23 protein-coding genes, 1 pseudogene and 1 riboswitch are annotated in these 26,095 nt (G+C 58.7%); of the genes and pseudogenes, 10 read left to right on the plus strand and 14 right to left on the minus strand.

What is annotated here, in order from left to right:
* Both ACIQ0Q_RS02790 and ACIQ0Q_RS02795 read right to left on the minus strand, forming a co-directional pair.
* Nucleotides 1-560, minus strand: a pseudogene (locus ACIQ0Q_RS02790) (hypothetical protein); the annotation flags it as partial.
* An 8-nt stretch (nucleotides 561-568) separates the two neighbouring features.
* Entirely contained in the window at nucleotides 569-2,173 is a 1,605-nt protein-coding gene (locus tag ACIQ0Q_RS02795; RefSeq protein WP_395771426.1) for a 4Fe-4S dicluster domain-containing protein, read from the minus strand.
* 64 nt (nucleotides 2,174-2,237) lie between these two features.
* On the opposite strand from ACIQ0Q_RS02795, the gene ACIQ0Q_RS02800 reads away from it, so the two are divergent.
* The gene (locus ACIQ0Q_RS02800; RefSeq protein ID WP_395771427.1) at nucleotides 2,238-2,843 is read left to right on the plus strand and encodes an alpha-ketoglutarate-dependent dioxygenase AlkB family protein; all 606 of its coding nucleotides are present in this window, start codon (nucleotides 2,238-2,240) and stop codon (nucleotides 2,841-2,843) included.
* Nucleotides 2,844-2,858: 15 nt separating this feature from the next.
* Here the strand turns inward: ACIQ0Q_RS02800 and ACIQ0Q_RS02805 are convergent, their stop codons facing one another.
* Genes ACIQ0Q_RS02805 through ACIQ0Q_RS02820 form a run of 4 tightly spaced genes read right to left on the minus strand, consistent with a single transcriptional unit; the run spans nucleotide 2,859 to nucleotide 6,323 of the window.
* Nucleotides 2,859-3,485, minus strand: a complete 627-nt coding sequence (locus ACIQ0Q_RS02805; RefSeq protein WP_395771428.1) for an ABC-type transport auxiliary lipoprotein family protein — start codon at nucleotides 3,483-3,485, stop codon at nucleotides 2,859-2,861.
* A complete protein-coding gene (locus ACIQ0Q_RS02810; protein WP_395771429.1) occupies nucleotides 3,482-4,426 on the minus strand; it encodes an MlaD family protein in 945 nt (314 codons plus the stop codon). The genes ACIQ0Q_RS02805 and ACIQ0Q_RS02810 overlap by 4 nt, the downstream gene beginning before the upstream one ends.
* Nucleotides 4,426-5,202, minus strand: a complete 777-nt coding sequence (locus ACIQ0Q_RS02815) for an ABC transporter ATP-binding protein (RefSeq protein WP_395771430.1) — start codon at nucleotides 5,200-5,202, stop codon at nucleotides 4,426-4,428. Before ACIQ0Q_RS02815 ends, ACIQ0Q_RS02810 begins: the two co-directional genes overlap by 1 nt.
* Complete coding sequence (locus ACIQ0Q_RS02820) at nucleotides 5,199-6,323, minus strand: MlaE family ABC transporter permease (protein WP_395771463.1); 1,125 nt, start codon at nucleotides 6,321-6,323, stop codon at nucleotides 5,199-5,201. The genes ACIQ0Q_RS02815 and ACIQ0Q_RS02820 overlap by 4 nt, the downstream gene beginning before the upstream one ends.
* Before the next feature lie 101 nt (nucleotides 6,324-6,424).
* Here ACIQ0Q_RS02820 and ACIQ0Q_RS02825 point away from each other — a divergent pair, with 101 nt between their 5' ends.
* Nucleotides 6,425-7,684, plus strand: coding sequence for a threonine/serine exporter ThrE family protein (locus tag ACIQ0Q_RS02825; RefSeq protein WP_395771431.1), 1,260 nt, complete (start codon nucleotides 6,425-6,427; stop codon nucleotides 7,682-7,684).
* Between the two features lie 9 nt (nucleotides 7,685-7,693).
* Here the strand turns inward: ACIQ0Q_RS02825 and ACIQ0Q_RS02830 are convergent, their stop codons facing one another.
* Complete coding sequence (locus ACIQ0Q_RS02830; RefSeq protein WP_395771432.1) at nucleotides 7,694-9,394, minus strand: proline--tRNA ligase; 1,701 nt, start codon at nucleotides 9,392-9,394, stop codon at nucleotides 7,694-7,696.
* A 101-nt stretch (nucleotides 9,395-9,495) separates the two neighbouring features.
* Between ACIQ0Q_RS02830 and pssA the strand changes: the two genes are divergently transcribed.
* From pssA to rimI, 3 genes are read left to right on the plus strand one after another with little or no spacing between them, the layout of a single operon-like run.
* Nucleotides 9,496-10,272, plus strand: a complete 777-nt coding sequence (gene pssA / locus ACIQ0Q_RS02835; RefSeq protein WP_395771433.1) for a CDP-diacylglycerol--serine O-phosphatidyltransferase — start codon at nucleotides 9,496-9,498, stop codon at nucleotides 10,270-10,272.
* A gap of 2 nt (nucleotides 10,273-10,274) precedes the next feature.
* Nucleotides 10,275-10,532 carry a hypothetical protein gene (locus ACIQ0Q_RS02840; RefSeq protein WP_395771434.1) on the plus strand — a complete coding sequence of 86 codons (258 nt, stop codon included), beginning with the start codon at nucleotides 10,275-10,277 and terminating at the stop codon, nucleotides 10,530-10,532.
* Nucleotides 10,529-11,014, plus strand: coding sequence for a ribosomal protein S18-alanine N-acetyltransferase (gene rimI, locus ACIQ0Q_RS02845; RefSeq protein WP_395771435.1), 486 nt, complete (start codon nucleotides 10,529-10,531; stop codon nucleotides 11,012-11,014). Before ACIQ0Q_RS02840 ends, rimI begins: the two co-directional genes overlap by 4 nt.
* A 26-nt stretch (nucleotides 11,015-11,040) precedes the next feature.
* Here rimI and ACIQ0Q_RS02850 read toward each other — a convergent pair whose 3' ends face one another.
* Nucleotides 11,041-13,803, minus strand: a complete 2,763-nt coding sequence (locus ACIQ0Q_RS02850; RefSeq protein ID WP_395771436.1) for a valine--tRNA ligase — start codon at nucleotides 13,801-13,803, stop codon at nucleotides 11,041-11,043.
* 176 nt (nucleotides 13,804-13,979) lie between these two features.
* Here ACIQ0Q_RS02850 and ACIQ0Q_RS02855 point away from each other — a divergent pair, with 176 nt between their 5' ends.
* On the plus strand, nucleotides 13,980-15,524 hold the full coding sequence (locus ACIQ0Q_RS02855) for a YdiU family protein (protein WP_395771437.1): 1,545 nt from the start codon (nucleotides 13,980-13,982) through the stop codon (nucleotides 15,522-15,524).
* Here the strand turns inward: ACIQ0Q_RS02855 and pepQ are convergent, their stop codons facing one another.
* The 6 genes from pepQ to rph all read right to left on the minus strand — a co-directional run bounded on the left by pepQ (nucleotide 15,525) and on the right by rph (nucleotide 21,864).
* Nucleotides 15,525-16,823, minus strand: coding sequence for a Xaa-Pro dipeptidase (pepQ, locus tag ACIQ0Q_RS02860; protein ID WP_395771438.1), 1,299 nt, complete (start codon nucleotides 16,821-16,823; stop codon nucleotides 15,525-15,527).
* 69 nt (nucleotides 16,824-16,892) lie between these two features.
* The gene (locus ACIQ0Q_RS02865) at nucleotides 16,893-18,692 is read right to left on the minus strand and encodes a TonB-dependent receptor domain-containing protein (RefSeq protein ID WP_395771439.1); all 1,800 of its coding nucleotides are present in this window, start codon (nucleotides 18,690-18,692) and stop codon (nucleotides 16,893-16,895) included.
* 131 nt (nucleotides 18,693-18,823) lie between these two features.
* Nucleotides 18,824-18,986, minus strand: a riboswitch (cobalamin riboswitch).
* A gap of 32 nt (nucleotides 18,987-19,018) precedes the next feature.
* Nucleotides 19,019-20,176, minus strand: a complete 1,158-nt coding sequence (hemW, locus tag ACIQ0Q_RS02870; RefSeq protein ID WP_395771440.1) for a radical SAM family heme chaperone HemW — start codon at nucleotides 20,174-20,176, stop codon at nucleotides 19,019-19,021.
* Nucleotides 20,169-20,762: an RdgB/HAM1 family non-canonical purine NTP pyrophosphatase gene (gene rdgB / locus ACIQ0Q_RS02875; protein WP_395771441.1), complete on the minus strand. Its 594-nt coding sequence runs from the start codon at nucleotides 20,760-20,762 to the stop codon at nucleotides 20,169-20,171. The genes hemW and rdgB overlap by 8 nt, the downstream gene beginning before the upstream one ends.
* Nucleotides 20,759-21,148 carry a VOC family protein gene (locus tag ACIQ0Q_RS02880; protein WP_395771442.1) on the minus strand — a complete coding sequence of 130 codons (390 nt, stop codon included), beginning with the start codon at nucleotides 21,146-21,148 and terminating at the stop codon, nucleotides 20,759-20,761. Before ACIQ0Q_RS02880 ends, rdgB begins: the two co-directional genes overlap by 4 nt.
* Complete coding sequence (rph, locus tag ACIQ0Q_RS02885; RefSeq protein ID WP_395771443.1) at nucleotides 21,145-21,864, minus strand: ribonuclease PH; 720 nt, start codon at nucleotides 21,862-21,864, stop codon at nucleotides 21,145-21,147. Before rph ends, ACIQ0Q_RS02880 begins: the two co-directional genes overlap by 4 nt.
* 73 nt (nucleotides 21,865-21,937) lie before the next feature.
* On the opposite strand from rph, the gene ACIQ0Q_RS02890 reads away from it, so the two are divergent.
* From ACIQ0Q_RS02890 to ACIQ0Q_RS02905, 4 genes are all read left to right on the plus strand, one after another.
* Nucleotides 21,938-22,801, plus strand: a complete 864-nt coding sequence (locus ACIQ0Q_RS02890; RefSeq protein ID WP_395771444.1) for a YicC/YloC family endoribonuclease — start codon at nucleotides 21,938-21,940, stop codon at nucleotides 22,799-22,801.
* The gene (gene gmk, locus ACIQ0Q_RS02895; RefSeq protein WP_395771464.1) at nucleotides 22,801-23,415 is read left to right on the plus strand and encodes a guanylate kinase; all 615 of its coding nucleotides are present in this window, start codon (nucleotides 22,801-22,803) and stop codon (nucleotides 23,413-23,415) included. The genes ACIQ0Q_RS02890 and gmk overlap by 1 nt, the downstream gene beginning before the upstream one ends.
* Nucleotides 23,416-23,511: 96 nt before the next feature.
* Entirely contained in the window at nucleotides 23,512-23,814 is a 303-nt protein-coding gene (gene rpoZ / locus ACIQ0Q_RS02900) for a DNA-directed RNA polymerase subunit omega (RefSeq protein WP_395771445.1), read from the plus strand.
* 143 nt (nucleotides 23,815-23,957) lie between these two features.
* Nucleotides 23,958-26,093 (plus strand): RelA/SpoT family protein, encoded by a 2,136-nt coding sequence (locus tag ACIQ0Q_RS02905; protein WP_395771465.1) that lies wholly within the window; start codon nucleotides 23,958-23,960, stop codon nucleotides 26,091-26,093.
* The last annotated feature ends 2 nt before the right edge of the window (nucleotides 26,094-26,095 follow it).

Genomic DNA, 26,095 nt, shown 5'->3' on the forward strand with positions numbered 1-26,095 from the left:
AGCAGGGCGGTTTCGCCCGCGTCATCGACTTTGCTTAAGTAAGGTTGCAGCAGGGTGCTGCGATTTTTCAGCTGCAGGCGTTTGATGTGCATCAGTGCCGCATCGACATCCTCACGGCCGTAACGTTGGGCGTCTTTCGATCCGGCACCGACCGTGGGCTTGACCACGAATTCGGGGTGTTCAAAGCTATCGAGGAAGTCATGCAGACCGTCCTCGGCATGTTGCTCGGGCTCGATGAAGCGGCTAGGCACGGTATGGATGCCGATCTTGGCGAGCGCGTCGAGATAATGTTTGTCGGTGTTGCTGGTGATGACCTGCAGCGGATTCAGCAATTCGGTCTGCGCCGACACGCGGGCGGCCCAGTCCAAGAACTCCGGCAGTTTTTCGATGTAATCCCAGGGTGAGCGGATCAGCACGGCGCGGTAATGCGACCAGTCCACCGCGGGCTCATCCCAGTTCACGATGCGGTGTGCGATGCCGGCGACGTCCAGTGCTGCCGACAACGGTAGCAGATCTTCATCCAGGGCATGGGCGGCGGCAACAGAGACGAGCGCGAGCATGGCGGGTCTCAGAGGTTCTGGTAGTTCGGACCAGCACCGCCTTCCGGCGTGATCCAGTTGATGATCTGGTACGGATCTTTGATGTCGCAGGTCTTGCAGTGCACGCAGTTGGCGGCGTTGATCTGTAGACGCTTACCGGCATCGTCCTGCGTAATTTCATACACACCGGCCGGGCAGAAGCGCGTGCAGGGGTTGCCGTATTCTTCCGCACATTTCGTGATACAGATATCGGTATTGGCAACCTGAAGGTGAATGGGTTGGTCTTCGTCATGTTCCGTGGCGGCGAAATACACGCCGGCCAATCGGTCACGCGGGGCCAAGGTGCGATCCACATAATCGCGCACCGGACTTTCGGCGTCGCTCAATTTCTTCAGGCTCGACCAGTCCGCTTTCACTTTCAGGGTCCACGGTGAAAGACCACCGGTCAGTGTTTCCCAGCCGGCATTGATCAGGCCGAATAGGCGTCCCTTCTTGAACGCGGGTTTGAAATTTCGGACTTTCTTCAGTTCCGCGACCACCGCCGAAGCGCGCAGTACGGCATCCCAGCCGGCCGGATTATTGTTATTTTCGGCCAGGTATTCGGCAGCCAGCATGCCTGAACGCAGGGCCTGATGCACGCCTTTGATTTTCGGAACATTCAGCAGACCGGCGGCGCAGCCGATCAGCAGTGCGCCCGGCATCTCGACTTTTGGCAGGCTCTGATAGCCGCCGGTGACGATGGCGCGGGCACCGGCCGAGAGAATGCTGCCACCTTCGAGCAAGGGCTTCACGCTCGGGTGGTTTTTCCACTGCTGGAAGGCTTCATACGGTTGGTAATTCGGGTCGGTATAGTCCAGGCCCGACACGTAGCCGAGCGCGATACGGTTGCCGTCCAGGTGATACAGAAAACTGCCGCCATAGGTGGCGCTGTCCGCCGGCCAGCCCATGCTGTGCACGATTTTCCCGGGTTCGCCGACGCCTTCGCGCACCTGCCAGAGTTCCTTGATACCGATGGAATAACTCTGCGGATCGCATGCGGCATCGAGTTTGTAGCGGGCGATCAGTTGCTTGCTCAGATGACCGCGCGCCCCTTCGCCGAGCACGGTAGTTTTGGCCCTGATGTCGATGCCTTGGGTGTAGGTCGGTTTGTGTGTACCGTCCTTGGCCACACCCATGTCACCGATGCGCACGCCACAGACGGCGCCGTCATCGTCATAAAGCATCTCCGCGGCGGCAAAGCCCGGATAGATTTCCACGCCGGCCGCCTCGCAGTGGCCAGCCAGCCAGGCACACAGAGCGCCGAGTGAGACAATGCTGTTGCCGTGGTTGTTCATCTGCGGCGGATTGATCGGTGCCTTGAAACCCCCGGTCTTGCTGAGGAACCAGAACTCGTCGTTTTTGGCCGGTACGCAGATCGGCGGGGGACTACTGCGCCATTCGGGAATCAGTTCATCCAGCGCTTCGGTTTCGATGACGGCGCCCGACAGCGCATGCGCGCCGACACTGGAGGCCTTTTCAATCACGCAGACGCTCAATGCCGGATTCTTCTGTTTCAGGCGCAGTGCGAAGGCCAGACCGGCCGGGCCGGCGCCTACGGTCAAGACGTCGTATTCCATTACATCGCGTTCGGACATGGCATCACCTCGAAAATATCGCTCTATTGTCGCGGTTTCATGCGCTTTGGGCAATAATCGTGGGATGTTCGAGCAATCCGACCCGTCCGCCCTGCGGACCTTACCGCTACCGAGCGCCGATATCGCCTACGCGACCGGGTTTCTGCGGCCAGAGCAAGCGGATGTGCTTTTTGCGCAGTTGCAGCAAGAAATACCATGGCGGCAACCGAAACTCTACATTCATGGCCGGCATGTGCTGACCCCGCGTCTGTGTTGCTGGATGGGTGATCCGGGAGCCGTTTATCGGTATTCCAATACGCGCTTCCTGCCCGAGCCCTGGACGGCAGCGGTGCAGGCATTGAAATCGGCTGTTGAAGCGATGACCGGTAACGCCTTTAACAGTGTGCTGCTGAATTATTACCGCGATGGCCGTGATGCCATGGGCTGGCACAGCGATGATGAACCCGAACTCGGCCCGCAGCCGGTAATCGCATCGGTTAGCATCGGCGGCGTGCGCCGTTTCCTGTTGCGCCCGCGTTCGGGAGGAGCATCATCGGGCATAGCCTTGGCGCATGGCAGTCTGCTGCTGATGCGCGGTGATACCCAGAAAAACTACCAGCACAGCCTGCCACGTACCAGCAAGCCGGTAGACGGACGCATCAATTTGACCTTCCGTAAAATCCATCAGTAATCCGGCTCTGCCGGGTTATCTGGATTTGCTGCGACCGTTGGTCAGGGTAAAGCTGATGATATCCGCGCTGAGGCTGTTTAGACCGCTTTCAAAAGCCTGCACGACATCTGGGATGTCCTTGCTGGCTGATGGCGCGATGACACTGAAGGTTTGAGCGGCGATAACGCGGTTGCTCGGATATTCCAAAACCTTCACATGCATCTGAATGACAGCATCGGGTATCTTCGCGTCCGGTGCGTATACGGATTCAAATTGACGGATATCAACCAACATCGCGACTTCCGCAGGCACGCCACTGTTCTGGCGCGATACCGATTTGATGCGGCCAGAATTTTCGAGCGCCTGCACCAGATTGGCCTGTACCAAATCCGGAAGCGACTCCGACCAGTTTGCACCTTTATAGACTTGCAGCACATTCGGTTCGGGTCGGACGGCAATGCGGTTGGAGTCGAGGAACGCCACGGCATTCGGACGGATGACCGTGAGCGACCAGTTCACGGCGGGTAGAGTGGTGCTATCCGGAAGCTGCGGACGCAGTGCATAGACCGCGATGGGATCAGGTTCCTTAATCAGCGAAATGCAACCGACCAGCGGCAACACCATAAGCAGTGACAGCAGGATGCGCATCGGATAGTTGTTCATGGCTTGAATTCCTCGGTGGTGCTTTTTCCGGAGACCAGGGCATTCGGCCGTTCTTCGATTTCGGCCGCTACTCGCCGCAGCTGTTTCAGCAGGGTGCGTAACTCGGCGATGGCTGGGCCGACCTGGGCCAGACCCTGTTGTGAAAAGTTGTCGATGGCGTCGCCGTTGCTTTCCAGCAGGCGGTTGGCATTACGGCCGAGTGCTTCATATTGAACTAATGTTGTTTCCAGTTTGGCAATTAGATCCGGCAACTGTTCGGCTACGCCGTTGTCAAGTTTTTTAGCGATGCTTTCGGTGCTGGCCAGGGTATTGTCGAGTTTAGTGATAGCCGCGCGGGTATCGCGGATAATTGCACCGATATCGTCGCGTTCGGTGGCAATCGAACTGGAGATCTTTTCGAGGCTGTCCAGGGTCTTGCTGATGTTCTTGATGTTTTCATCGCTGAAAGCCTGGTTCAGGCGCAGCATCACATTGGTGGCAGTGGTGGTGATATCGTCGGTAGAACTGAACAGTTTCGACAGTGCCGATTCCTTGGCATAAATGCGCGGTACCGGCGTATTTTCGCTTGGCACCAACACAGGGCTTTTGGCATTGTAGGATTTCAGTTGGATCTGGGTGATGCCAGTCAGGCCGACAAATGCCAGCTTGGCTTCGGTGTCGACTTTAATCGGCGTATCCGATTTGATCCGCACTCGGACCAGAACCTTGTTGGGGTCGGTCGGATCGATTTCCAGACGTCGGACCTCGCCGACCGAGATGCCGTTGAACTGAACCGCACCTCCAATGCCCAACCCAGTCACAGCCTCCGAAAACACCACATCGTATTCGTTCCAGCTGCTGTCAGAAGCGAATTTGGCGGCCCACAACGCGAACCCGATTAAAAGCGTCAGTACCACCAAGGTAAAGAACCCGATCAGGACATGATTGGCACGAGTTTCCATTACAGCTTCTCCTGGGCTTTTTTGGCGGCCCGTCCACGTGGACCATGGAAGTACTCCTGAATCCACGGATGGTCGAAGGCAGCGACTTCATTGATCGGCGCGTTGACCAGAACCCGGCGGTCAGCCAGCACCGCGACGCGGTCACAGATAGTGTACAAGGTATCCAAATCGTGCGTAATCAGGAATACGGTCAGTCCCAGTGCGCGCTGGATGGACAGAATCAGCTGGTCGAAGCTGGCTGCACCGATCGGATCGAGACCCGCGGTCGGCTCATCGAGGAAAAGCAGTGCAGGGTCGAGTGCCAATGCGCGTGCGATGCCGGCGCGCTTGCGCATACCACCGGACAGTTCGGCCGGCAGCTTCAATGCGGCATCAGCACTCAAACCAGCCAGCTGGATTTTCACCATGGCCAGATCGCGCATGACCGGCTCCGGAAGAGTGCTGTGTTCCTTCAGCGGCACCATGACGTTTTCGAGCACGGTAAGCGATGAAAAAAGCGCAGCATTCTGGAATAGTACCCCGGTGTTGCCTTCGATGAACTCCCGACTGATGGCATTGACCGCGAGTGCATCCCGGCCCAGTACCCGGATGCGGCCCGCCTGCGGTCGGTGTAACGCAAGAATGCTGCGCATGAGAACCGACTTTCCGGAACCGGATCCGCCGACCACACCGATGATTTCGCCCGGACGGACCTGCAGATCCAAGTTTTCGTGCACAACCGAGTCGCCGAAGCAGTTACTGAGCCCGTCGACTTCGATGATGCCGTCGGTACTCACAGGTCGAGCTCCATGAAAAACATGGCGGCCAAAGCATCGAGCAGAATCACTAATGAAATGGACTGTACCACGCTGGAGGTGGTGTGTTCACCGACCGACTGTGCATTGTTTTTCACCTTGAAACCCTCGAGACAGCCAATTAGGCCGATGACCATGGCAAAAATCGGTGCTTTGCTCATGCCGACCCAGAAGTGCCGTGGCGACAATTCATTCTGCAGGCGGCCGATGAACATTTCCGGTGAGATGTCGAGATGCCAGACGCAGACCGCCATGCCGCCGAGCAGCCCGGCGATGGTGGCTAGAAAGGTCAGCAGAGGCAGCGTCAGCAATAGCGCCTTCAGGCGTGGCAGCACCAACAATTCAATCGGATCCAGACCCATGGTGCGGATGGCGTCGAGCTCTTCGCCACTTTTCATCGAACCGATCTGCGCGGTGAACGCACTAGCGGTGCGGCCGGCCAATAGGATGGCGGTCAACAATACGCCGAATTCGCGGAAGAATGCGACACCGACGAGCTCCACGACCCAGAGCTGCGCCCCGAATTCGCTGAGAACCGTGGCGCCCAGAAACGCGACGACCGCACCGACCATGAAGCTGAGCAACATCACCAGCGGCACGGCATTCAAACCGACTGCCTGCATATGGAAGACGATGGAGGTTACCCGCCAATGCCGAGGATTAAAAAAGCTTTCCATCAGGCTGAGCAGGGTGCGGCCGAGGAAGTCCAGAAATACCAGGATATTCCAATATGCATTTACCACCCATCGGCCAATGCTTTCCAGAATCCGAACCATCGAATTTCCGGTCGCTGGTGTTGAGGGTAACGGAGCCCCGGCATTACGGACGGCTTCGATCAGAGTGGCATGTTCAGGCTTGGCAAGTAATGCCGGTGCTGGCAAGCCGAGCTGCGCCATCAGGTTCAGCAGCAGCTTTGATCCGCTCGCATCGAGACGTGTGACGGCACACGCATCCACGGCCTGGATACCTTTGCCGGCACCGGCTATCAGTGCCAACAGGTGCTCAGCTTGGCGGAAAGTCCAGTCACCTGAGGCCAGTAACCGTTCGGTCTGTTGTGGATCCGGACGCAGTCCGGGTTCGGTATTGTCGAGCCATGTGGCCATCGGCATCACGGACATCCTATGGGATGTGCCCAGTTTATCGCAGATGGGCAAACAATAGCAGTTGTCCTACAATGCACTCTGGCCCAGAGAAGCGAATAGGCATGACCAGCCGCATTATCCACGACCGATTCGGTGAGCGTGTCGATTTCGTAATCGAGCTGGCGCGGCACCTGCATACCTCCGGGACCTCGGTCAACCGGCTCGAGGGTGCGGTCGATCGGGTTTCAAGCAAACTCGGCCTGCAGGTCAGCATCTGGTCGAATCCGACCGGATTCATCATCAGTTTTCAGGATCCGATGCTCGGGCCACCGCATACGGTGACTCGGGTCATGCGTCTCAAGCCGGGTGACACCCATCTCGGGCGTTTGTCCGATGCTGATGCCATCGCCGAGCAGGTCATGGCCGGAACCTTGGATATCGCCAGTGGATTATCCCAGCTCAAGGCCATGGACCGCGAACCGACCCCCGGCTACCGTATCGCATCGGTGGCCTGCTTCGGTATCGCTTCGGCGATGGTGGTCAGTCTGTTTCCCCGTACCGGCTGGAATGATTTCGGCATCGCCGCCCTGTTGGGCATGATGATCGGCCTGCTGGCCCACTATGGCGAGCGCAGAACGCAATGGCATGATGCGGTGGAGGCAGTCGCGGCGTTTCTGGTCACTTTGGCGGCATTCCTGATCGGCTGTTTCCTGGCGCCATTGAGTATCCAGCCGGTAGTCATTTCAGCGCTGATCATCATGATGCCCGGCATGATGCTGACTTCGGCCATCAATGAACTCGCCAATCAGCAACTGGTCTCCGGCAGCGCGCGTTTCGCCGGCGCGATGACCGTGTTGATGAAACTGACCTTCGGCACCATTCTCGCAGCACAGCTGGTCCAGCTTTCCGGCTGGCAACTGCTCAGCAACGCCGGATCCTCGGTACTGCCGGTCTGGATGCCATGGGCGATGTTGCTTCCAGGTGCGTTTGCGCTGGCCGTGCTGTTCAAAACCCATTGGCGCGATATTCCGATTGCGATGGCAGCGGTGCTTCTCGGCTATGGCGTGATGAAAGTCTGTGCTCTCCTACCGTCCTTGACCACGGGTGACATTCCGGTGAGTACATTTCTCGCCGCATTCACCGTAACCGCGGTGTCGAATCTGTATGCGCGCATTTTCAATCGTCCGGGCGCTCTGATCCGGGTTCCTGGCATCATCCTTCTGGTGCCGGGAAGTCTCGGCTACCGTACCCTTAACATCGCATTCGCACAGGATTTCGCCAGCAGCCTGGATCTGGCGTTTTCGCTATTCGCGGCCCTGATCGCGCTGGTCGCCGGCATTTTGTTCGGCAACCTTCTGGTTTCATCCCGCCGTTATCTGTAGGCTGTGAGATCAGACGCCAAGGCGCGCCAACAATTCTGATTCACTAATATTTTCAGAGGCTTCCGCGCTGCGGTGACGGTACTCTAGCGTGCCAGCCTGCAGGCCACGGTCGGAAACCACCACGCGGTGCGGAATGCCAATCAGTTCGATATCACCGAACATCGCGCCTGGACGTAGGCCGCGGTCATCGAGGCAAACGCCCAGACCTTTGGCCTGCAAATCGGCATAAAGTTTGTCGGCATAAACACTGACGGCGGAATCATTCTTCGGATTGATCACGCACACGGCGACCTGCCAGGGCGCCATCGCCTCCGGCCAGCGGATGCCGTTGGCGTCGAAGTTCTGTTCAATCGCGGCGGCGACGATCCGGCTGACACCGATGCCATAGCAGCCCATGAACATGATCTGGGCCTTGCCGTTCTGGTCGAGTACGGTGGCATTCATGGCCTCGGCATATTTCTGGCCGAGCTGGAATACATGCCCGACTTCGATGCCGCGGGCGATTGACAGAATGCCCTTGCCGTCCGGAGACGGATCACCTTCGACCACGTTCCGGATATCGGCGACAACATCGGGTTCTAGCAAATCACGATCCCAGTTCACACCCTGTAGATGGAAACCATCACGGTTGGCACCGACGATGAAGTCGGCCATCTGCGCGACTGTGCGATCGGCAATCACGTAAACCGGTTTCAGCGGTTTGACCGGACCGAGAAAGCCGGGCTGTGCACCGAGGTACTCGGCAATTTCGGCATCGTTAGCCATCCGGTAGTCGGTAAGCCCCGGCACTTTCGCCAGTTTGATTTCGTTGACAGCATGATCGCCGCGCACCAAGGCCAGTGTGAAGCCGTGCTCTGAAATGAGTGCGAGGCTTTTGACCGTCCGCGTTAGTGCGACACCCAGCAGTTCAGCAACGGATTCGCAGGTGGTCTGCGATGGAGTTGCTGCATCACATAGGTGCTCTGCGGCTGTTCCGCGTTCGCCGCCAAGGGCGAGAGCTTCCGCCATTTCAATGTTGGCCGCGTAATCCGACGTGTCGGAAAATGCGATGGCGTCTTCACCGGAATCGGCCAGTACATGGAATTCGTGCGAGGCACTGCCGCCGATAGCGCCGGTGTCAGCATTGACGGCGCGGAAGCGCAGGCCGAGACGGGTGAAGATGCGGCTATAGGCATCGAACATGACCTGATAGGTCTGTGCCAGGCATTCCGGGCTCAGATGGAAGGAGTAGGCATCCTTCATCAAGAATTCTCGGGCGCGCATGATGCCGAAACGTGGACGGATTTCATCGCGGAATTTGGTCTGGATCTGATAGAAATTCAGAGGCAGTTGTTTGTAGCTCCGCAGTTCCTGGCGCGCGAAATCGGTGATGACTTCTTCATGGGTCGGGCCGTACACATAATCGGCCTGTTTACGGTCCTTGATTTTCAGCAGTTGTCCGCCGAATTTCTGCCAACGACCGGTTTCCTCCCAGAGCTCCTTCGGCTGGATCGAGGGCATCAGCATTTCCAGGGCGCCGGCCCGGTTCATTTCCTCGCGCACCACCGTTTCGACGTGGCGCAGGACCCGCAGGCCGAGCGGGGTCCAGGTATATAGGCCGGATCCCAGTCGGCGGATCAGGCCCGCACGTAGCATCAGCTGATGGCTGACGATTTCGGCGTCGGCTGGGGTTTCTTTCGAAGTATGCAGATGGAACTGGGACAGGCGCATGGCGTAAATCACGTGTTTTCAAGTGTTTATTGTAAGGGCTAACGCCGGATTGCCCAAGTCATTTTTGGACAGTGGCCGCCGAAACTGGGTAAACTGGGCTCATGGAACCGAATCCCCTGCCGCAAAGTCCCCGCAACAAGCACATTTACCTGTTGCCGAACCTGCTGACCACCTGCGGCATGTTCGCTGGTTTTTATGCCATTCTCGCCGCCGCAAACGGCCGTTTCGAAGCCGCGGCAGTGGCTATTTTCATCGCCGCGGTGTTCGACGGTATCGACGGCCGGGTGGCGCGGCTGACCGGTACCAGCAGTGAATTCGGCGTGCAGTATGATTCGCTGGCCGATTTGGTCAGCTTCGGTATCGCACCCTCGTTGGTGATGTTTCACTGGGCCCTGAGCAGCATGAAACTGGATGGCACTCTGCTCGGAAAGGTCGGCTGGGCCGCGGCCTTCCTCTATGCCGTTTGTGCCGCGTTGCGTCTGGCCCGATTTAATACTCAAGTGGGTTCAGTCGACAAGCGCTGGTTCATTGGTCTGAATAGTCCGTCCTCGGCCGGCATGATGATGTCCTTCGTTTGGGCGATGAATGAATTCGGCTGGCAAGGTCAGGAGCTACGTTACCTTGCATTGGCGATGACCGTTGCATGCGGATTGCTGATGGTGTCGCGCTTCCGCTATGTCAGCTTCAAGGGTTCCGGGCAACCCAAAGAGCGCGAAGACCGCATTCCGTTCGGCATGGCTTTGGTCGTGGTCGCGGTTCTGGTCGCCCTGTTCATTGACCCGGCCCGGGTATTGTTACTGATGGCCGGCTCCTATGCCGTTTCTGGCCCGCTGTATTGGCTGTGGCTGAAACTCAAACCGAAATCCACTTCCGCCTGAGCATGTTTAGCCGTTTGGAACGCGAGCGTCTGCAGGCCATGGGATTGACCGTGTATCAATCGGTGGTGTCCACGTCTTCTGCGCCCTTGGCAACACCCGTCGCTAAAGCGGAATCTGGATTCTGGCAAACCCGCCTCGGCCTGAATATCAGAGCTTACGCGGAAGGTATTGATACCGCGGCCTTGCCGGACCCGGTGCTAGGAGCCGAGGGCAAGAAAATGGTCTGGCGCGCCATCCGGTCCTTGCGTCACGGCCGATGAATGCGCAAAAGGCCAGCGATCCGCAATTACGTCTGATCCGGCAGGCCGATGTCGATGCGGTGATGGCGGTCGAAAACCGTGCATATCCGTTTCCCTGGACGGCCGGCATCTTCCGGGACTGCCTCTATGCCGGCCATGAGTGCTGGATGCTGGAAGGACTGTCCGGGATCATCGGCTATTTTGTGATGAGCTGCGCGGCTGGAGAAGGCCATCTACTTAATCTCTGCGTGGCGCCCGAGCATCAGGGTCATGGACAGGGCCGGCGCCTACTGCGGCAGGTATTCGAAGTATCGCGCTGGCACCGCCTGCAGCGGCTGTTCCTCGAGGTTAGGCCCAGCAATCCGCACGCCATTGCCTTATACGAAAGCGAAGGCTTCAATGAAATCGGCAAACGCCCGAATTATTATCCAGCTGCCAAAGGTCGCGAAGATGGCATCGTGATGGCCATCGAGTTGCAGGGATTCGATTTCGGCACGCTTTGAGGCTGCGCCGAATTCGTCGCCAGGATTTACCCCAGTTTCTGCAGTTGACCGGCCAAGACCGTCTGCTGGGCCTGCCAGTCGGCCAGACGCTGGCGCTCCTGGGCCACCACCGCTTCCGGTGCATTGGCCACGAAGGTGTCGCTGGCCAGCTTGCCGCGGCATTTGCCGATCTCGATTTCAATGCGTTTGAGTTCCTTGCCCAAGCGCGACTTCTCGGCTTCCAGATCAATCAGACCGGCCAGGGGAATGAATACCTGTAGTTCGCCGATTAAAGCCGTCGCCGCGGCCGGCGCTTCGCCGGTAAGTTCATCGATGGATTCCACTCGCGCAAGGAATTTCAAGGCGGTATCGGCATTGGCCAAACGCTTGCGGTCATCGCTGTGACCGGACTGCCACAGCAACGGAATGGGTTTCCCCGGGGCGATGTTCATTTCACTGCGGATACGGCGGATGTTGCCGACCACCGCTTTCAAGTATTCGATATCGGCGACCGCTGCGGCATCGGTCGTACCGAAGTCGCTGACTTTCGGATAGGCGCGGGTGCTGATGGTATCGCCGGCCAAGCCGAGCTTTGGCGCGATGGCGTGCCAGATTTCCTCGGTGATGAACGGAATCACCGGATGCAGCAGACGCAGTGTGGCTTCCAGTGCGAATAGCAGGGTATGACGCATGCTGTCGGCGACGGCTTTATCGTCACCGGCCAGTGCCGGTTTGGCGAGCTCCAGGAACCAGTCGCAATAGGTGTTCCAAGTGAATTCATAGAGCGCCGTACTGGCCAGATCGAAACGGTATTCAGCGAAATGGGTTTCCACCTCGCGGCTGGTTTGGGCCAATTGCGCTAGCAGCCAGCGTTCGGCCTGCGATTGCGCGGCCGGGACGCCCTTGGCGTTGAAATCTTCGCAATGCATCAGCACAAAGCGGGCGGCATTCCAGAGTTTGTTGCAGAAGTTCTTGTAGCCTTCGGCCCGGTTGAGGTCGAACTTGATGTCGCGCCCGTGCGTGGCCAGCGAGGCAAAGGTGAAGCGCAGGGCATCGGTACCGAAGGCCGGAATACCGTCCGGAAATTCCTTGTGCGTGGCCTTACGGATTTTCTCGGCCATCTGCGGTTGCATCAGGCCCTGGGTGCGTTTTTCCACCAAGGCATCCAGCGTAATGCCATCGATGATGTCGATCGGATCGAGGATATTGCCTTTTGATTTCGACATCTTCTGGCCGTCCTTATCGCGCACCAGACCGGTGATGTACACATGCTTGAACGGCACACGGCCGGTGAAATGGTCGGTCATCATGATCATCCGGGCGACCCAGAAGAAAATGATGTCAAAACCAGTGACCAGCACCGAAGTCGGCAAGCGTTTGTCGTATTCCAGTGCGATCATGGCTTTTTCATCCGGCCAACCGAGCGTGGAGTGCGACCACAGCGCCGAACTGAACCAGGTTTCCAGTACGTCATTGTCGCGCATCAGTACAGTGGCTTCGGTAATGCCGTGTTTCAAGCGGACTTCGGCTTCATTGTGACCGACGAAGATGTTGCCCTCGGCATCGTACCAGGCCGGAATACGATGGCCCCACCAGAGCTGGCGCGAAATACACCAGTCCTGGATATTTTCCATCCAGTGCCGGTAGGTGTTGATCCAGTTTTCAGGCACGAATTTCACCGAGCCGTTCTCGACAAGTTCCAAGCCGCGCTTGCCGAGCGTATCCATCTTCACGAACCACTGGTTGGTGAGGTAGGGTTCAATCACCTGGCCGGTACGGTCGCCGCGCGGTACCTGCAACTTATGCGGTTTTTCATCGACCAGCAGTCCGGCCTCGGTCAAGTCGGTCAACACCGCTTTGCGCGCGGCCTTCACGTCCAACCCGCGGTATGTTTCCGGCACGGCATCGTTTAGATGCGCATCGGGCGTCAGGATGTTGATCATCGGCAGGCTATGCCGTTGGCCGACCGCATAGTCATTGAAATCATGCGCCGGCGTGACCTTGACCACGCCCGTGCCGAATTCGCGATCGACATAGTCGTCTGCGATGATTGGAATCTCGCGATCGGTCAATGGCAACCTAAGCGTTTTACCGATGAGATGTGCATAGCGTTCGTCTTCGGGATGTACCATTACCGCGGTGTCGCCCAACAGGGTTTCCGGACGGGTGGTGGCCACGGTCAGGGTGCCACTGTCATCAGCCAATGGGTAGGCGATCGACCACAGGTAACCATTTTCTTCTTCGCTGACCACTTCCAGATCGGAAATCGCGGTTTTCAGCACTGGATCCCAGTTCACTAGGCGCTGGCCGCGGTAGATGAGGCCTTCAGCATGTAGACGCACGAAAGTTTCGATTACCGCTTGCGACAGGCCGTCATCCATGGTGAAGCGTTCACGGCTCCAATCACCGGAGGTACCGAGCCGGCGCATCTGCCGGGTGATGGTGTCGCCGGATTGCTGTTTCCATTCCCAGACCTTCGCGATGAATTTATCCCGACCGAGCGTATCGCGGGTTTCGCCCTGTCCGGCCTGAGCGAGATTGCGGTTGACCACCATTTCGGTGGCGATGCCGGCATGGTCGGTACCCATTTGCCAATGGGTGTCATAACCGTTCATGCGGTGGTAGCGGATCAGTGCGTCCTGCAGGGTGTGCTGGAAGGCATGACCCATATGCAGGGTGCCAGTCACATTCGGCGGCGGCAGCATGATGGTGTACGCCGGGCCCCGGCCCGATGGTGTGAAGCAACCGGTGGTTTCCCAGTGGGCGTACCATTTGCCTTCGAACTGACTCGGATCGAAACTTTTATCCATGACGGGCGACAAGCAAATGCTTGTTTTTAGTAAAGAATGAGAGCTCTAGACTAGCAAATCCAGGGCTTTTCCGAAAGCCGTGCGTCTTCCCTGCCAGTAAAATCAAGCCACTATTGAGCCTTTACCGGGCGACTGCTACGCTTCAGGCTGCCCATTGCCGCCGAGTCCCGCGCTAGATGTTCGTATTCGATGACCGTTTCACCCGTCATTTTCCTGCCGATGCCAACACGGGCCGGCTACCGCGTGTGGTGCAGCAGGCACTGTATGCGCGGGTGGAACCCGAGCCGGTCAGCAACCCCAAGCTGTTGCTGTGGTCTGAGGAAACGGCAGCGTTGCTCGGCTTGCCGGCGGATGCGGCCTTGTCCGACGCGGTGCGCGATGTGCTTGCCGGTAATGCCGTGGTTCCCGGCAGTCGCCCGTATGCAACCGTTTATGGTGGGCATCAATTCGGGCATTGGGCCGGACAGCTCGGCGATGGCCGTGCTATCAATCTGGGTGAAATCGGAACTTATACCCTGCAATTGAAAGGCGCCGGCCGTACCCCGTTCTCGCGCCATGCCGACGGCCGTGCCGTGCTGCGTTCAAGCATCCGTGAGTTCCTGTGCAGCGAGGCCATGCATCATCTTGGCATTCCCAGCACGCGGGCACTGTCGCTCATCGGCACGGACAGTACGGTCGAACGTGATATGTTCTATGACGGTCATCCCGAGCCGGAGCCCTGTGCGCTAGTGTGCCGGGTTTCCCCGAGCTTCCTGCGCTTCGGTCATTTCGAACTGCTGGCCCAGCGCGATGAACGTGTGTTGCTGAAGAGCTTGGTCGATTTCACCCTTGCTGCGCATTTTCCGCAGATTGACGCCGAAGCGCCGGATGCCGTTGCCCGAATGTTCGATCAGATCTGCCGAAACACAGCCGAGCTGGTTGCGCGCTGGATGGCGGTCGGTTTCGTGCACGGCGTGATGAACACCGACAACATGTCAGTGCTGTCGGAAACCATCGATTACGGACCGTATGGCTGGCTGGAAAAATACGATCTGCAATGGACGCCGAACACCACCGATGCCCAAGGCCGGCGTTACAGTTATGGCAACCAGCCGGCCATCGCACAATGGAATCTGTCGCGGCTGGGCAATGTCCTGTATCCGCTGATCGGCGATGTCACGCCATTGCAGGACAGTCTGACGGCCTTCAATCAGGAATTCCATGCTGGATGGAACCGCCTGCTCGCGGACAAACTCGGTTTGTCTGCCGAGGTGCTGCAGGCCAATCCGCTGTGCTACCAGCAACTGGTGCATGTGCTCAGCGCGCTGGAGATGGACTTCAATCTGTTCTTCGATGCACTGACCCGCATTGCCGTCCGGGACGCGGACTGCAGCGAACCCGAATCCGTGCAGGCCTTGCTGGGGTGCAGCTATGCGGAAACCCCGGATGCTGCGCCCTTGCACGCGTGGCTGCAGCTTTACCGGAATCTGCTGGCGGAATCGGCGCTTGCCGACCGCGGGTCTTCGATGCGTGCCGTCAATCCGGTATTCATTCTGCGCAATCATCTGGTGCAGGATGTCATCGATGCGGCGCACGCCGGCAATCTGCAGCCGCTGCAGGACATCTTCATGCGCCTGAAGACACCCTATGCCGATGCCGTCGATGATGCCCGCTGGGTCCGCAAGTGCCCGCCGGAATCGATGCACCGGGCCGGTTGTTCGATGCTCAGCTGCAGTTCCTGATCAAAGCGCCGCGAAGGCATCGCGGCTGATGTTTTCCGGTTCGTCTTCGGTGCAGTGCACTTCGTCTTCGATGCGCACGCCGCCATAGGGCATCAACTGTTCGACCTTGGCCCAGTTCACGACTTTGGCTTCCGGACGGTTTTTCAAATCTGCCAGAAGCATTGGAATGAAGTAGATTCCGGGTTCGATGGTAACGACCATGCCCGGAGCCAGGGTGCGCGTCATGCGCAGGAACGGATGGCCATCCGGGCGCGGAATCAGCATGCCGTTTTCATCGCTGAAGCCGGCCACATCGTGTACCTGCAGACCAATCGGATGGCCCAGACCATGCGGATAGAACACCGAGCTCACCCCTTTCTCCAGCATGCTGCCCGGATCCATATCGACAATGCCCAAATCGCGCAGCACGCCACCAAGGCGCAGATGGGCCTGTAGATGCAGGTCACGGTAATCGGTTCCGGAACGGACCTGTGCACACAAGGCCTGCTGCTCGCTGTCAACGGCGGCAATCAGTTGTTCGTAAAGTTCGAAGCCGTTGCCGTAGGTGCGGGTGATGTCGGCGGCGTAGCCGTTGTACTCGGCGCCGGCATCGATGAGCAAGGAGCGCTGGTGGGCGGGCTTTTTGAAGCTCTTGTACTGGTAGTGTAGGGTCGCGCCGTTCTCGTTCAGCGCCACGATGTTGTTGTAGGGCACATCGCTGTCGGTATGGCCAGCGCCGGCAAGAAAGGCGGCATTGATCTCTGCCTCGGAACCTCCGGCACGGAAGGCCTGCTCGGCGGCGGCATGACCACGCACGGCTTTGGCCTGGGCTTTGCGCATCTGCTCCATTTCGTAAGGTGTTTTATAGGCGCGGTGGTAATGCAGATAGGCCAGCAAGTCTGCCGGGTTATTCGGAATGATTGTGCCGACAGCGGCTTCGGCTTCACCGATGATGGCGCTGCGTGCCGGATCGGGCAGATGTTTGGCAGCCTCACTGGCGTCACCGATGATACGGATATCGAAATGCTCGACCCACTCGCCCTGCGGAGCGCTGGGCGGCACGTGCCAGTAGTCGTCCGGCTGGAAATACACCAGGAGCGGTTTTTTACCGGGGGTGAATGCAATCCAGCTGTTCGGATGCTGGCACAGCGGCAGCCAATACTTGAACTGTGGGTTGGCTTTGAACGGGTAGGTGCAATCGTCAAGGAAGCGAAGCTTTTCGATGCCAGCCGCGATGACCAGATGGTCGTACCCGGAGCGGACCAATGCGGTCTGCGCGATACCGGTAATGGTCTCGAGATGCTGCTTGTAACTATTCAATGTGATATGCCTTTAGATGATGCCTGCCTAGCATAACCCAGGCCGTAAGGGTTTCAAGGGGGTGCAGAATCACTTCGGCAGGTAATTTAGACGCAGGAACAGACTGCGGCCGGGCGTGGCGTAGCCATCCACCAACCGGTATTCATGGTCGGCCAGATTCTCAAGACGTCCTTCCAACCGCCATTGTTTGGACATCGGCCAGCTGACGTTCAGATCGATCCGGCCGTAACCGGGCAGGTCATTGCCGAAGTCAGGCCGTTTGCCGGTACCGCTGACTTCCAGACCCAGTTCGGAGCCACCTTCGAATCGGTAGCGCACGTCGATCAGACCTTTTAACTTGGGCCGGCGCAGCAAGGCCTTTCCGGTGCGCTCATTCACGGCCTGCGTCCAGGTGCCCTGAGTACGCCAAAGCCATGCGCCCGCAGAACCGGACAGTTCCGCCTCGACACCTTCGATGCCGGCTTTCTGGATATTGATGGCTTGATTGTTGACGCCTTCGAAGGCAATCAAATCATCGATGCGGCTGCGGTAGGCCGAGAATTCAGCACGCAGCGCGTTGCTGAAACTGTGGCTGTAGCCCAATTCAAGACTCTGCGAGCGTTCCGGATCAAGATTCGGGTTGCCCCCGAAGCTGCCGAAAAAGCCGGGGTAGTACAGTTCGTTGAAATTCGGCGCGCGAAAACCCTGGCCCCAACTGGCACGCCAGCGGCTCTCGGGGGATGCCTGCATTGCCCAAGCACCACTGGAAGTGACCCGACTGCCAAACTGGCTGTTGTCATCCCATCGCGAGGCCAGCTCGATGGTTTGCCGGCCAAAGCTGCCGTTCCAGACGCCAAACAGTCCATGGTTATGGCGGTTTTCTTTGAACTCCGTTCCACTCCAGCTGTTCGAATACCCCGATTCATTGGAGGCATTCACGCCGAATGCCATCGTGCCCTTGTTAAGCGCCAGCGTATTGGACCAATCCAGACTATTCCGGCGACTGCCATAAATACTGGCGTAGGCGGGGGTGTCGAGCTTTTCGTAGGACTGCCCCAGACTAAGCCGGTGCTGCCACATCGGGCTCAAAGCACCGCTAAGGGCGAGATTCCAGCTGTGATTGTCGGCCTGCGTGCGACCCTGGTCGAACTCGACATCGCCGCGGGTAGCGATACCGGTGAAGTTGAGGTTCTGCGTGCCGAGCACGGTTCCGGTCTGAAGCGCAGCATGTTCATTGCGGTAGCCGTCCTTGTCCGGATCATAACTCCAGAGGTTGTCCGGGGTAGTCGCGGAGAAGCCATCGAAGCTATCAAAACCGGCGCTGATGGCGAAACGGCCGTTATCACCGGCGATGCCGGTGCCTGCATCTAGACCGGCGCGGCGGTAGCTGCCTAAACGCATTTCGGCGTGCGTGCTGTGCGGGGCCCGGGTGAAAATCTGGATGACGCCCGACAGGGCGTCCGAGCCCCAGACTGAAGCGCGCGGTCCGCGCACGATTTCGATGCGCTCGATCAGCGCCAGCGGTAGATGGGCGAAATCGAACAGGCCCTGCGTCGCGGAGTTGACGCGGATGCCGTCGATCAGGATCAGCGCATGGTTGGAATTGCCGCCGCGGATGAAAATCGAGTTCTGCGAGCCGCTGCCGCCGGTACGCACCACATCGATGCCGGTCTGCTTGCCGAGCAGGTCGATCACATCGACGGAGCGGCTGGCCTCGATATCGGCGCGTTCGAGCACGGTGATGCTGTGGCCGGCATCGCCGGCGCCCTGTGCGATGCGGTTGCCGGTGACCTGGACGCGGTCGAGATTACGGGCCGCATCGTCGGCGCTTGCCTGCAGCGTGAATAGAAGGGCGGAGGATATAAAGGTGAAGCAGATCGGAGATTTCATCAAGGTTCCTATTGTGGTGCGCACCCGCGCCGCACAGCGAAGAGGAGCCGACGAAACCATTGCACGGCAGAGCGCCGCAGACAATAATTCGGCCGCGCTGCCCTCCGCAACGTGCAAAAGACGGTGCATGGGCACCGCCGCTGTCTTCAAGCCGGTCTCCGGACTAGTCAGTACCGCCGCCATTCGCCTTCCCAGTTTCCCAGTGGCTTATTGAATGACTTACCTGACTTACCGTTGCGGGGGCAGTGTTGGATTCGCACCAACTTCCCGAACACTTGAAGCATATTTAGTTTAACAAGCGCTTCCGGAATTATCGAGCGGAATTTTCAGTGCAGAAATAAACCCATGACATCATTGGCAAAACGCATACCCAACTCAGTAGGCTTTGCCCGGTCACCCGAGATGTCCAACCAGCCACGTTCTGCGGCTTCATCCAATTGCGTTGCAATCGCTTCACGGCCTAGGCCAGTGCGTAATTCAAAATCAGCCAGCGAAAAGCCGTCCACCAAGCGCAGTGCATTGAGCATGTAATCGAACGGTCGATTTTCCGGCAACACGAATTCGTCGCCGCCGATGCCAGCTTGCGTGCCTGCGCTGGCGATGTAGGTTTCCGGGTGCTTCGGTTTCCAGCGCCGCAGGATGCGTCCGTCGTGCCCGCTGCTGATCTTGCCATGCGCGCCGGCGCCGATGCCAAGATAATCGCCGTAGGTCCAGTAATTCAGATTATGTTGGCAGCGCTGGCCTTCGCGGGCGTAGGCGGAAACTTCGTATTGGCTGAAGCCCGCTTCGGCCATGCGTGCGATGCAGGCTTCCTGCATGTCCCAGGCATCATCCATTTCCGGGATGCCGGCCGGCGGTTTGGCCGCGAACAAGGTGTTCGGTTCCAGCGTGAGCTGATAGTGCGACAGATGCTGCGGATTCAGCGCCAGGGCCTGTTCCACATCATTCAGTGCCATGGCCAAGGTCTGCTGCGGAAGGGCATACATCAGATCGAGATTGATGTTGCTGAAACCGGAGTCCTGAGCGTTGATCACCGCCGCCCGCGCCCGCTCGGCATCATGGATGCGGCCTAGACGCTGAAGGCAACCGTCATCAAAACTCTGCACGCCGAAACTCAGGCGATTCACGCCGGCTGAGAGATAACTGGCGAAGCGGTCGTGCTCGGCAGTGCCGGGGTTGCATTCTAGGGTGATTTCGCAATTCGGCGCGAAGCGTAGTCGCGAATTGGCCATGCTCAGGATGTCGCCGATGGCCGCGCCGGAAAACAGGCTGGGTGTACCGCCGCCAAAGAACACGCTGCTAATCGTGCGTCCCCACACCAGAGGCAGATCCTGCTCCAGATCGCGGGTCAGTGCTGCGATGTAATCGACTACCGGCAATTCACTTTTTTGCCCGTGCGAGTTGAAATCGCAGTAGGGACATTTCTTCACGCACCACGGAATATGGATGTACAGCGCCAGCGGCGGCGGCATCAGCTCAGGCATGCTTGGCCAAGCGCGCCTGCAGCGCGGCCAGGGCGCGAGCGCGATGGCTGATACGGTTTTTGAGTTCGGCCGGCACTTGTGCGGCGGATTGTTTCAGCTGCGGATCCCAGAAGATCGGATCATAACCGAAACCGTTTTCGCCCAAAGGCGCATCCAGAATTTCACCGTGCCAGACGCCTTCGGCGATCACCGGCTGCGGATCCTCGGCATGCGCGAGCAGCACGATGCAACAGTAAAAACGGGCCGTGCACACCGGATTGGAAAGCGCCGCCATCTCTGCCAGCACTTTGCCGATGTTGCCTTTGGCATCGCCGTGCACACCGGCGTAATGTGCGGAAATCAATCCCGGCGCGCCGCCGAGCGCGTCGATGATCAGGCCGGAGTCGTCGGCCAGCGCCGGCAGGCCGGTCTGCCGGCAGGCGTTGCGCGCTTTCAGCAGGGCGTTCTCGACAAAGGTATGACCGGTTTCCTCGGCATCCGGAAACCCGTAATGGCTCTGCGGAATGCCCTCGATGCCGGCCGCTCCCAGAATCGGCAGCATCTCGGCCAGCTTGCCTTTATTGGAGGTGGCGATGACCAGCTTCATGCGCGCCGTTCCAGAAGATCCCAGCGGTTGCCATATAAATCTTCGAACACCGCTACGCTGCCGTAGGGTTCATGTCGTGGTGATTCGCAGAATTTAACGCCACGCTCCAGAAACAGGGCATGGTCGCGTGCGAAATCGTCGGTATGCAGGAAATAGCCGACGCGGCCGCCGGTCTGTTTTCCGATGCAGGCCTGCTGCACATCATTGGCGGCTTGGGCCAGCAGGATTGCGGTCTGCGCGCCCGGTGGCGCGACCAGTACCCAGCGTTTGCCGTCTCCGCGCGGCGAATCCTCGCGCAGTTCGAAGCCGAGCATGCCGGTGTAATAGGCGATGGCGCGGTCGTAGTCATCGACGACCAGAGCGAAGGCGCCGATGTGCGAACTCATGCGTCCAGCGCGTTCTGCTGAAGCGCAAGCAGTTCATCGATGCCTTTGCCGGCCAGGCCGAGCAGGGCATTCAGATGCTCGCGCGAAAACGCCTCGCCTTCGGCCGTGCCCTGCAGTTCGATGAATCCGCCCTTACCGTCCATCACCACGTTCATGTCGGTATCGCACTGCGAATCTTCGGCATAATCCAGGTCCAGCACCGGCTGGCCTTGGTAGACGCCGACCGAAACCGCGGCGACCTTACCGGTGACCGGATTATCGGTGATCAGGCCTTTGCGCTGGCAGTGCGCGATAGCATCGCACAGCGCCACATAGGCGCCGGTGATGGCGGCGGTGCGGGTGCCGCCGTCGGCCTGAAGGACATCGCAGTCGAGGGTGATGGTGCGTTCGCCGAGTTTCTTGCGGTCCACGCAGCTGCGCAGGGCGCGGCCGATTAGGCGCTGGATCTCCAGCGTCCGCCCGCCCTGTTTGCCGCTGCTGGCTTCGCGGTTCATGCGGTCGTTGGTCGAGCGCGGCAGCATGCCGTATTCGGCGGTGATCCAGCCTTCGCCTTTTCCACGCAGGAAGCCGGGCACCCGGTTCTCGACGCTGGCGGTGCACAGCACCTTGGTGTCGCCGAAGCAGATCAGTACCGAACCTTCCGCATGTTTGGTGTAGTTCCGTTGGATGCTGACGGGGCGGAGTTGGTCGGCGGCGCGTGCGCTGGGTCGTGTCATGGGGTTCTGCAATTCGCATCAAAGGGGCAAATAGATTACCATTCTCCTTCATTCCCCAGCTGAAACGGCGCCCATGATCCGCAGCATGACCGCTTACGCGAACACCGAAAGTTCCGGCCCTGAGGGTGTGCTCAGCTGCGAAATCCGTTCGGTCAATCACCGCTATCTGGAGTTGGGCCTGCGGTTGCCGGAAGAGCTTCGCCCGCTGGAGTCGGCCCTGCGCGAGCGCGTCGCCCAGAAAGTGGCGCGCGGCAAGGTCGATCTCAGCTTCCGCTTCAAACCGGCTACCGCCGGCGTGGCGCAGATCCAGCTCGATGAGGCCATGCTGGCCCAGTACGCGACCCTCAGCCATCGCCTGCATGCGGCATTTCCCGATATGGTCAACTCCTTTGCAGACATCCTGCGTCTGCCCGGCGTGATGCGCGAACAGGAGGCCGATGGCGAGGCGCTGTTTGCCCTGGCCAAGACCCAGCTGGAATCCACACTCGAAGAGTTCATCGCTGCCCGTGGGCGCGAGGGCGGCAAACTGGCGCAGACCATCCTTGACCGACTGGACGCCATTGCCGGCATTCTGGCGCAGTTGCGCGGGTGGTTGCCAGAAATCCGGTCCGCGCTGAAATCCCGACTGCAGGCGAAGTTGGCGGATCTGCCCTTGCCGATCGACCCCGGCCGACTGGAGCAGGAGTTGGTGTTGAATATTCAGAAGATGGACGTCGATGAGGAGCTGGATCGCCTCGACAGCCACATCGCCGAAGCCCGCCGGATTCTGGCGCTGCCCGAGGCGGTCGGTCGTCGACTTGATTTCCTGTTGCAGGAATTCAACCGGGAAGCCAACACGCTCGGCTCCAAGTCGGTTGATCCGAAGACCAGCCAGGCTTCGGTCGAGCTGAAAGTGCTGATTGAACAAATCCGGGAACAGGTCCAGAATCTCGAATGATGCAAGGCACTCTCTACATCGTGGCGGCACCGTCGGGTGCGGGGAAATCCAGCATCGTCAATGCGGTGCTCAAGCGTGTGCCCGATGTCGCGCTGTCGATTTCCTACACCTCGCGCAGTCCGCGTCCCGGCGAACGGCACGCCCAGCATTACCACTTCATCGGCAAGGAAGAGTTCGAGCGGATGATTGCTGGCGGTGAGTTCTTCGAGTACGCATTGGTGCATGGCGATTACAAGGGTACGGCCCGGCAATCGGTGCTACCCCAGCTGGAAAAAGGTCTGGATGTGCTGCTGGAAATCGACTGGCAGGGCGCGCGGCAGGTGCGTGAACAGATTCCCGGCGCCCGAAGCATTTTCATTCTGCCGCCCTCGAAACAAGCCTTGGAAACCCGCATGCGCAACCGCGGCCAGGACAGCGAGGCGGTCATCGCCCAACGTCTGGCGGCGGCGCGGGAGGAAATGAGTCATTATCACGAGTTCGATTACGTGGTCATTAATGAGCAGTTTGACCAAGCCGTTCAGGAAGTTACGGCAATATTTACTGCACAGCGCCTGCTTGTGGGGCAGCAACGGCACCGCCATGCGTCGCTCATTGAACACCTGCTGAGCGACTAAATCGCCGTATTTGGCTTTGCCGGGCGTTTCGGCTATAATAATCCGTTCATTTAACTTATTGATTGCCGGAAGATTTGCCCGGTATCCGGAGACTGTATGGCACGCATTACCGTTGAAGATTGCCTGGAAGTGGTCGATAACCGTTTCGAACTGGTCCTGATGGCCTCCAAGCGTGCCCGTCAGCTGGCCAAAGGCGAGCCGAGCACCATCGAACATGCCCACATCGAGCACGAAAAACCGACCGTACTGGCGCTGCGTGAAATCGCCGACCGATCCATCGACAATGACGTCATCAATGCCGTTGACCGCGCCCAGCGCGAACGCCGTGAACGTGAAGCCCTGGAGTGGGCCGCTGCAGAAGTGGTGGATGACGATCTAGCCAAGGCTGGTGACGAATAATCGTCCCGCTTCCGACCCTCGAAAATGCCGGCCATGTGCCGGCATTTTTTTCGCATGGAATTCAGGAAATGCTTGTTCAGTAAGGCATTCTTGCGTAGGATTGAAGTATGAACTCCCCGCTGACACCGCCGCTCGACCTGGATATGCCGTGCCCGGACCCTTGTCCGGAAGTGGTGGCGCAGCTGTTGCAGAAAGCCGGCAGCTACCTGCCTCAGGACATCCTGGATAAAATCTTCCGGGCCTATCAGCTCGGCGCTCTGGCCCATCAGGGGCAGGTCCGCAATTCCGGCGAGGCTTACATCACCCACCCCTTGGCTGTAGCTCAGATTCTCGCCGATCAGCGCATGGATGGCGAAGCCCTGTGCGCGGCGATTCTGCATGATGCGCTCGAAGATACCGCATTGCCACGCTCGTTCATCGCCGACACCTTCGGCGAGAGCGTAGCGGAAATGGTCGAAGGGGTGACCAAGCTCGACAAAATTCAGTTCAACAACCGTCAGGAAGCGGATGCCGAGAGCTTCCGCAAAATGATGCTGGCGATGTCGCGTGACATCCGCGTCATCCTGATCAAGCTGGCCGACCGCCTGCACAACATGCGCACGCTGGACTCCAAGAGCATGGAATCGCGTCGTCGTATTGCCCGTGAAACTCTGGAAATCTACGCTCCGATTGCGCAACGGCTCGGTATCAATGTGGTCAAGGCTGAACTGCAGAACCTCGGGTTCAAAGCCCTGTATCCCCTTCGCTATCAGGTCATCGCCAAACAGCTTGCCAACCAGCCGGTTTTACGGCGTGAAGCGATGGCAACTATCGAGGCGCGTCTGGCCCAGCGCATCGCCGTCGAAAACATTCCATTCCGGCTGGTATCGCGGGTCAAGGGCCCGTGGAGCGTATATTCCAAGATGCGCAACGAGCACAAGAAGTTCAATGAAGTGATGGACGTGTTCGGTTTCCGGATCGTGGTCAAGAAGGTCATGCAGTGCTACCAAGCGCTCGGCGCCGTGCACACGCTGATGAAACCGCTGGACGGCCGCTTCCGCGATTTCATCGCCATTCCCAAAGCCAATGGCTACCAGAGCCTACATACCCTGCTGTTCAGTCCGATGGGTTCGCCGGTCGAAGTGCAGATCCGGACCGAGGAAATGGACATCGTGGCCGAGCGTGGCATCGCCGCCCACTGGATTTACAAGAACCGCGGTGCTGCCAGTAGTAATGCCCAAGCGCGCGCGCAGAGCTGGGTAAACGGTTTGATCAGCAGCGACGACTTTGCCTTGCCGTCACTCGAGTTCTTGGAAAATGTCAAGATTGACTTGTTTCCCGACGAGGTTTACATCTTTACACCGAAAGGCGAGATCCTGGCGTTACCCAAGAACGCCACTCCGCTCGACTTCGCCTATGCCGTGCATACCGATGTCGGCAACCATACCGTAGCTGCGCGCGTTGACCGCCGTCTGGTTCCGATCCGTACCAAGCTGCTCAGCGGGCAGACCGTCGAAATCATTACCGCGCCGTCGGCTAATCCCAGTCCGAACTGGCTGGAATTCGTGGTGACCTCGAAGGCCCGTACTTCCATCCGGCATTTCCTAAAACGCATCGAACACGAAGATGCGGTCAACCTCGGCCATCACATGCTCGACCGCGCCCTTGAGCTGCTGGAAACCTCACTCGATAATGTCTCCGCTTCCCATCTACAGCAGTTTCTCAACGACAACCGCTATCCGCGGCTGGAGGTGCTGTTGGCAGACATCGCGCTCGGCAACCGCATGCCGGATCAGGTCGCACGTGCCTTGCAGCCAAACCAGTCCTCGCTGCTCGGACCGGATACGCAGATCGTGCGTCAGGAGGAGATTCTGATCAACGGCAGCGAACGTGGCGTTCTCACGTTTTCGACCTGCTGCCACCCGATTCCCGGTGATGACATCATGGGGTACCTCACCGCCGGAAAAGGCGTGGTCGTGCACCGGCTTGACTGCCCGAACATCATCGACTACCGCAAGCATCCGGAGCGCTGGGTCCCGATCGCCTGGGACCGCCGTGTGGAAGGCGACTTCCGGGTCGAGCTGCGTTTTGAAACCGAAAATAAGCCCGGTGCTCTTGCCAAGATCGCGGCCGCCGTTGCGGAGTGTAATTCTAATATCGATTCGGTCAATTACAAGGAACGCGATGCCCGCATTTCGGTGATGGTATTCTGCATCGAAGTAAAAGACCGTAAGCATCTCGCCGAAATCATCCGGCGAATCCGGCGTTTGAACGTGGTGTATTCAGTTGAACGCCTCTAACC

The sequence above is a fragment of the Arenimonas sp. genome (genome assembly GCF_044348765.1).
Lineage (GTDB): Bacteria > Pseudomonadota > Gammaproteobacteria > Xanthomonadales > Xanthomonadaceae > Arenimonas.

Bases quoted from the DNA above. Each gene is read 5' to 3' on its own strand.
- ACIQ0Q_RS02880 (WP_395771442.1), bottom strand. From the start codon at position 21,148: ATGAGTTCGCACATCGGCGCCTTCGCTCTGGTCGTCGATGACTACGAC.
- ACIQ0Q_RS02830 (WP_395771432.1), bottom strand. From the start codon at position 9,394: ATGCGCCTGTCCCAGTTCCATCTGCATACTTCGAAAGAAACCCCAGCC.
- hemW (WP_395771440.1), bottom strand. From the start codon at position 20,176: ATGCCTGAGCTGATGCCGCCGCCGCTGGCGCTGTACATCCATATTCCG.
- gmk (WP_395771464.1), top strand. From the start codon at position 22,801: ATGCAAGGCACTCTCTACATCGTGGCGGCACCGTCGGGTGCGGGGAAA.
- ACIQ0Q_RS02865 (WP_395771439.1), bottom strand. From the start codon at position 18,692: ATGAAATCTCCGATCTGCTTCACCTTTATATCCTCCGCCCTTCTATTC.
- ACIQ0Q_RS02905 (WP_395771465.1), top strand. From the start codon at position 23,958: ATGCCGTGCCCGGACCCTTGTCCGGAAGTGGTGGCGCAGCTGTTGCAG.
- ACIQ0Q_RS02795 (WP_395771426.1), bottom strand. From the start codon at position 2,173: ATGTCCGAACGCGATGTAATGGAATACGACGTCTTGACCGTAGGCGCC.
- ACIQ0Q_RS02855 (WP_395771437.1), top strand. From the start codon at position 13,980: ATGTTCGTATTCGATGACCGTTTCACCCGTCATTTTCCTGCCGATGCC.
- rimI (WP_395771435.1), top strand. From the start codon at position 10,529: ATGAATGCGCAAAAGGCCAGCGATCCGCAATTACGTCTGATCCGGCAG.
- ACIQ0Q_RS02850 (WP_395771436.1), bottom strand. From the start codon at position 13,803: ATGGATAAAAGTTTCGATCCGAGTCAGTTCGAAGGCAAATGGTACGCC.
- rpoZ (WP_395771445.1), top strand. From the start codon at position 23,512: ATGGCACGCATTACCGTTGAAGATTGCCTGGAAGTGGTCGATAACCGT.
- ACIQ0Q_RS02825 (WP_395771431.1), top strand. From the start codon at position 6,425: ATGACCAGCCGCATTATCCACGACCGATTCGGTGAGCGTGTCGATTTC.
- ACIQ0Q_RS02840 (WP_395771434.1), top strand. From the start codon at position 10,275: ATGTTTAGCCGTTTGGAACGCGAGCGTCTGCAGGCCATGGGATTGACC.
- ACIQ0Q_RS02820 (WP_395771463.1), bottom strand. From the start codon at position 6,323: ATGGCCACATGGCTCGACAATACCGAACCCGGACTGCGTCCGGATCCA.
- ACIQ0Q_RS02800 (WP_395771427.1), top strand. From the start codon at position 2,238: ATGTTCGAGCAATCCGACCCGTCCGCCCTGCGGACCTTACCGCTACCG.
- rph (WP_395771443.1), bottom strand. From the start codon at position 21,864: ATGACACGACCCAGCGCACGCGCCGCCGACCAACTCCGCCCCGTCAGC.
- ACIQ0Q_RS02810 (WP_395771429.1), bottom strand. From the start codon at position 4,426: ATGGAAACTCGTGCCAATCATGTCCTGATCGGGTTCTTTACCTTGGTG.
- ACIQ0Q_RS02890 (WP_395771444.1), top strand. From the start codon at position 21,938: ATGATCCGCAGCATGACCGCTTACGCGAACACCGAAAGTTCCGGCCCT.
- pssA (WP_395771433.1), top strand. From the start codon at position 9,496: ATGGAACCGAATCCCCTGCCGCAAAGTCCCCGCAACAAGCACATTTAC.
- ACIQ0Q_RS02805 (WP_395771428.1), bottom strand. From the start codon at position 3,485: ATGAACAACTATCCGATGCGCATCCTGCTGTCACTGCTTATGGTGTTG.
- rdgB (WP_395771441.1), bottom strand. From the start codon at position 20,762: ATGAAGCTGGTCATCGCCACCTCCAATAAAGGCAAGCTGGCCGAGATG.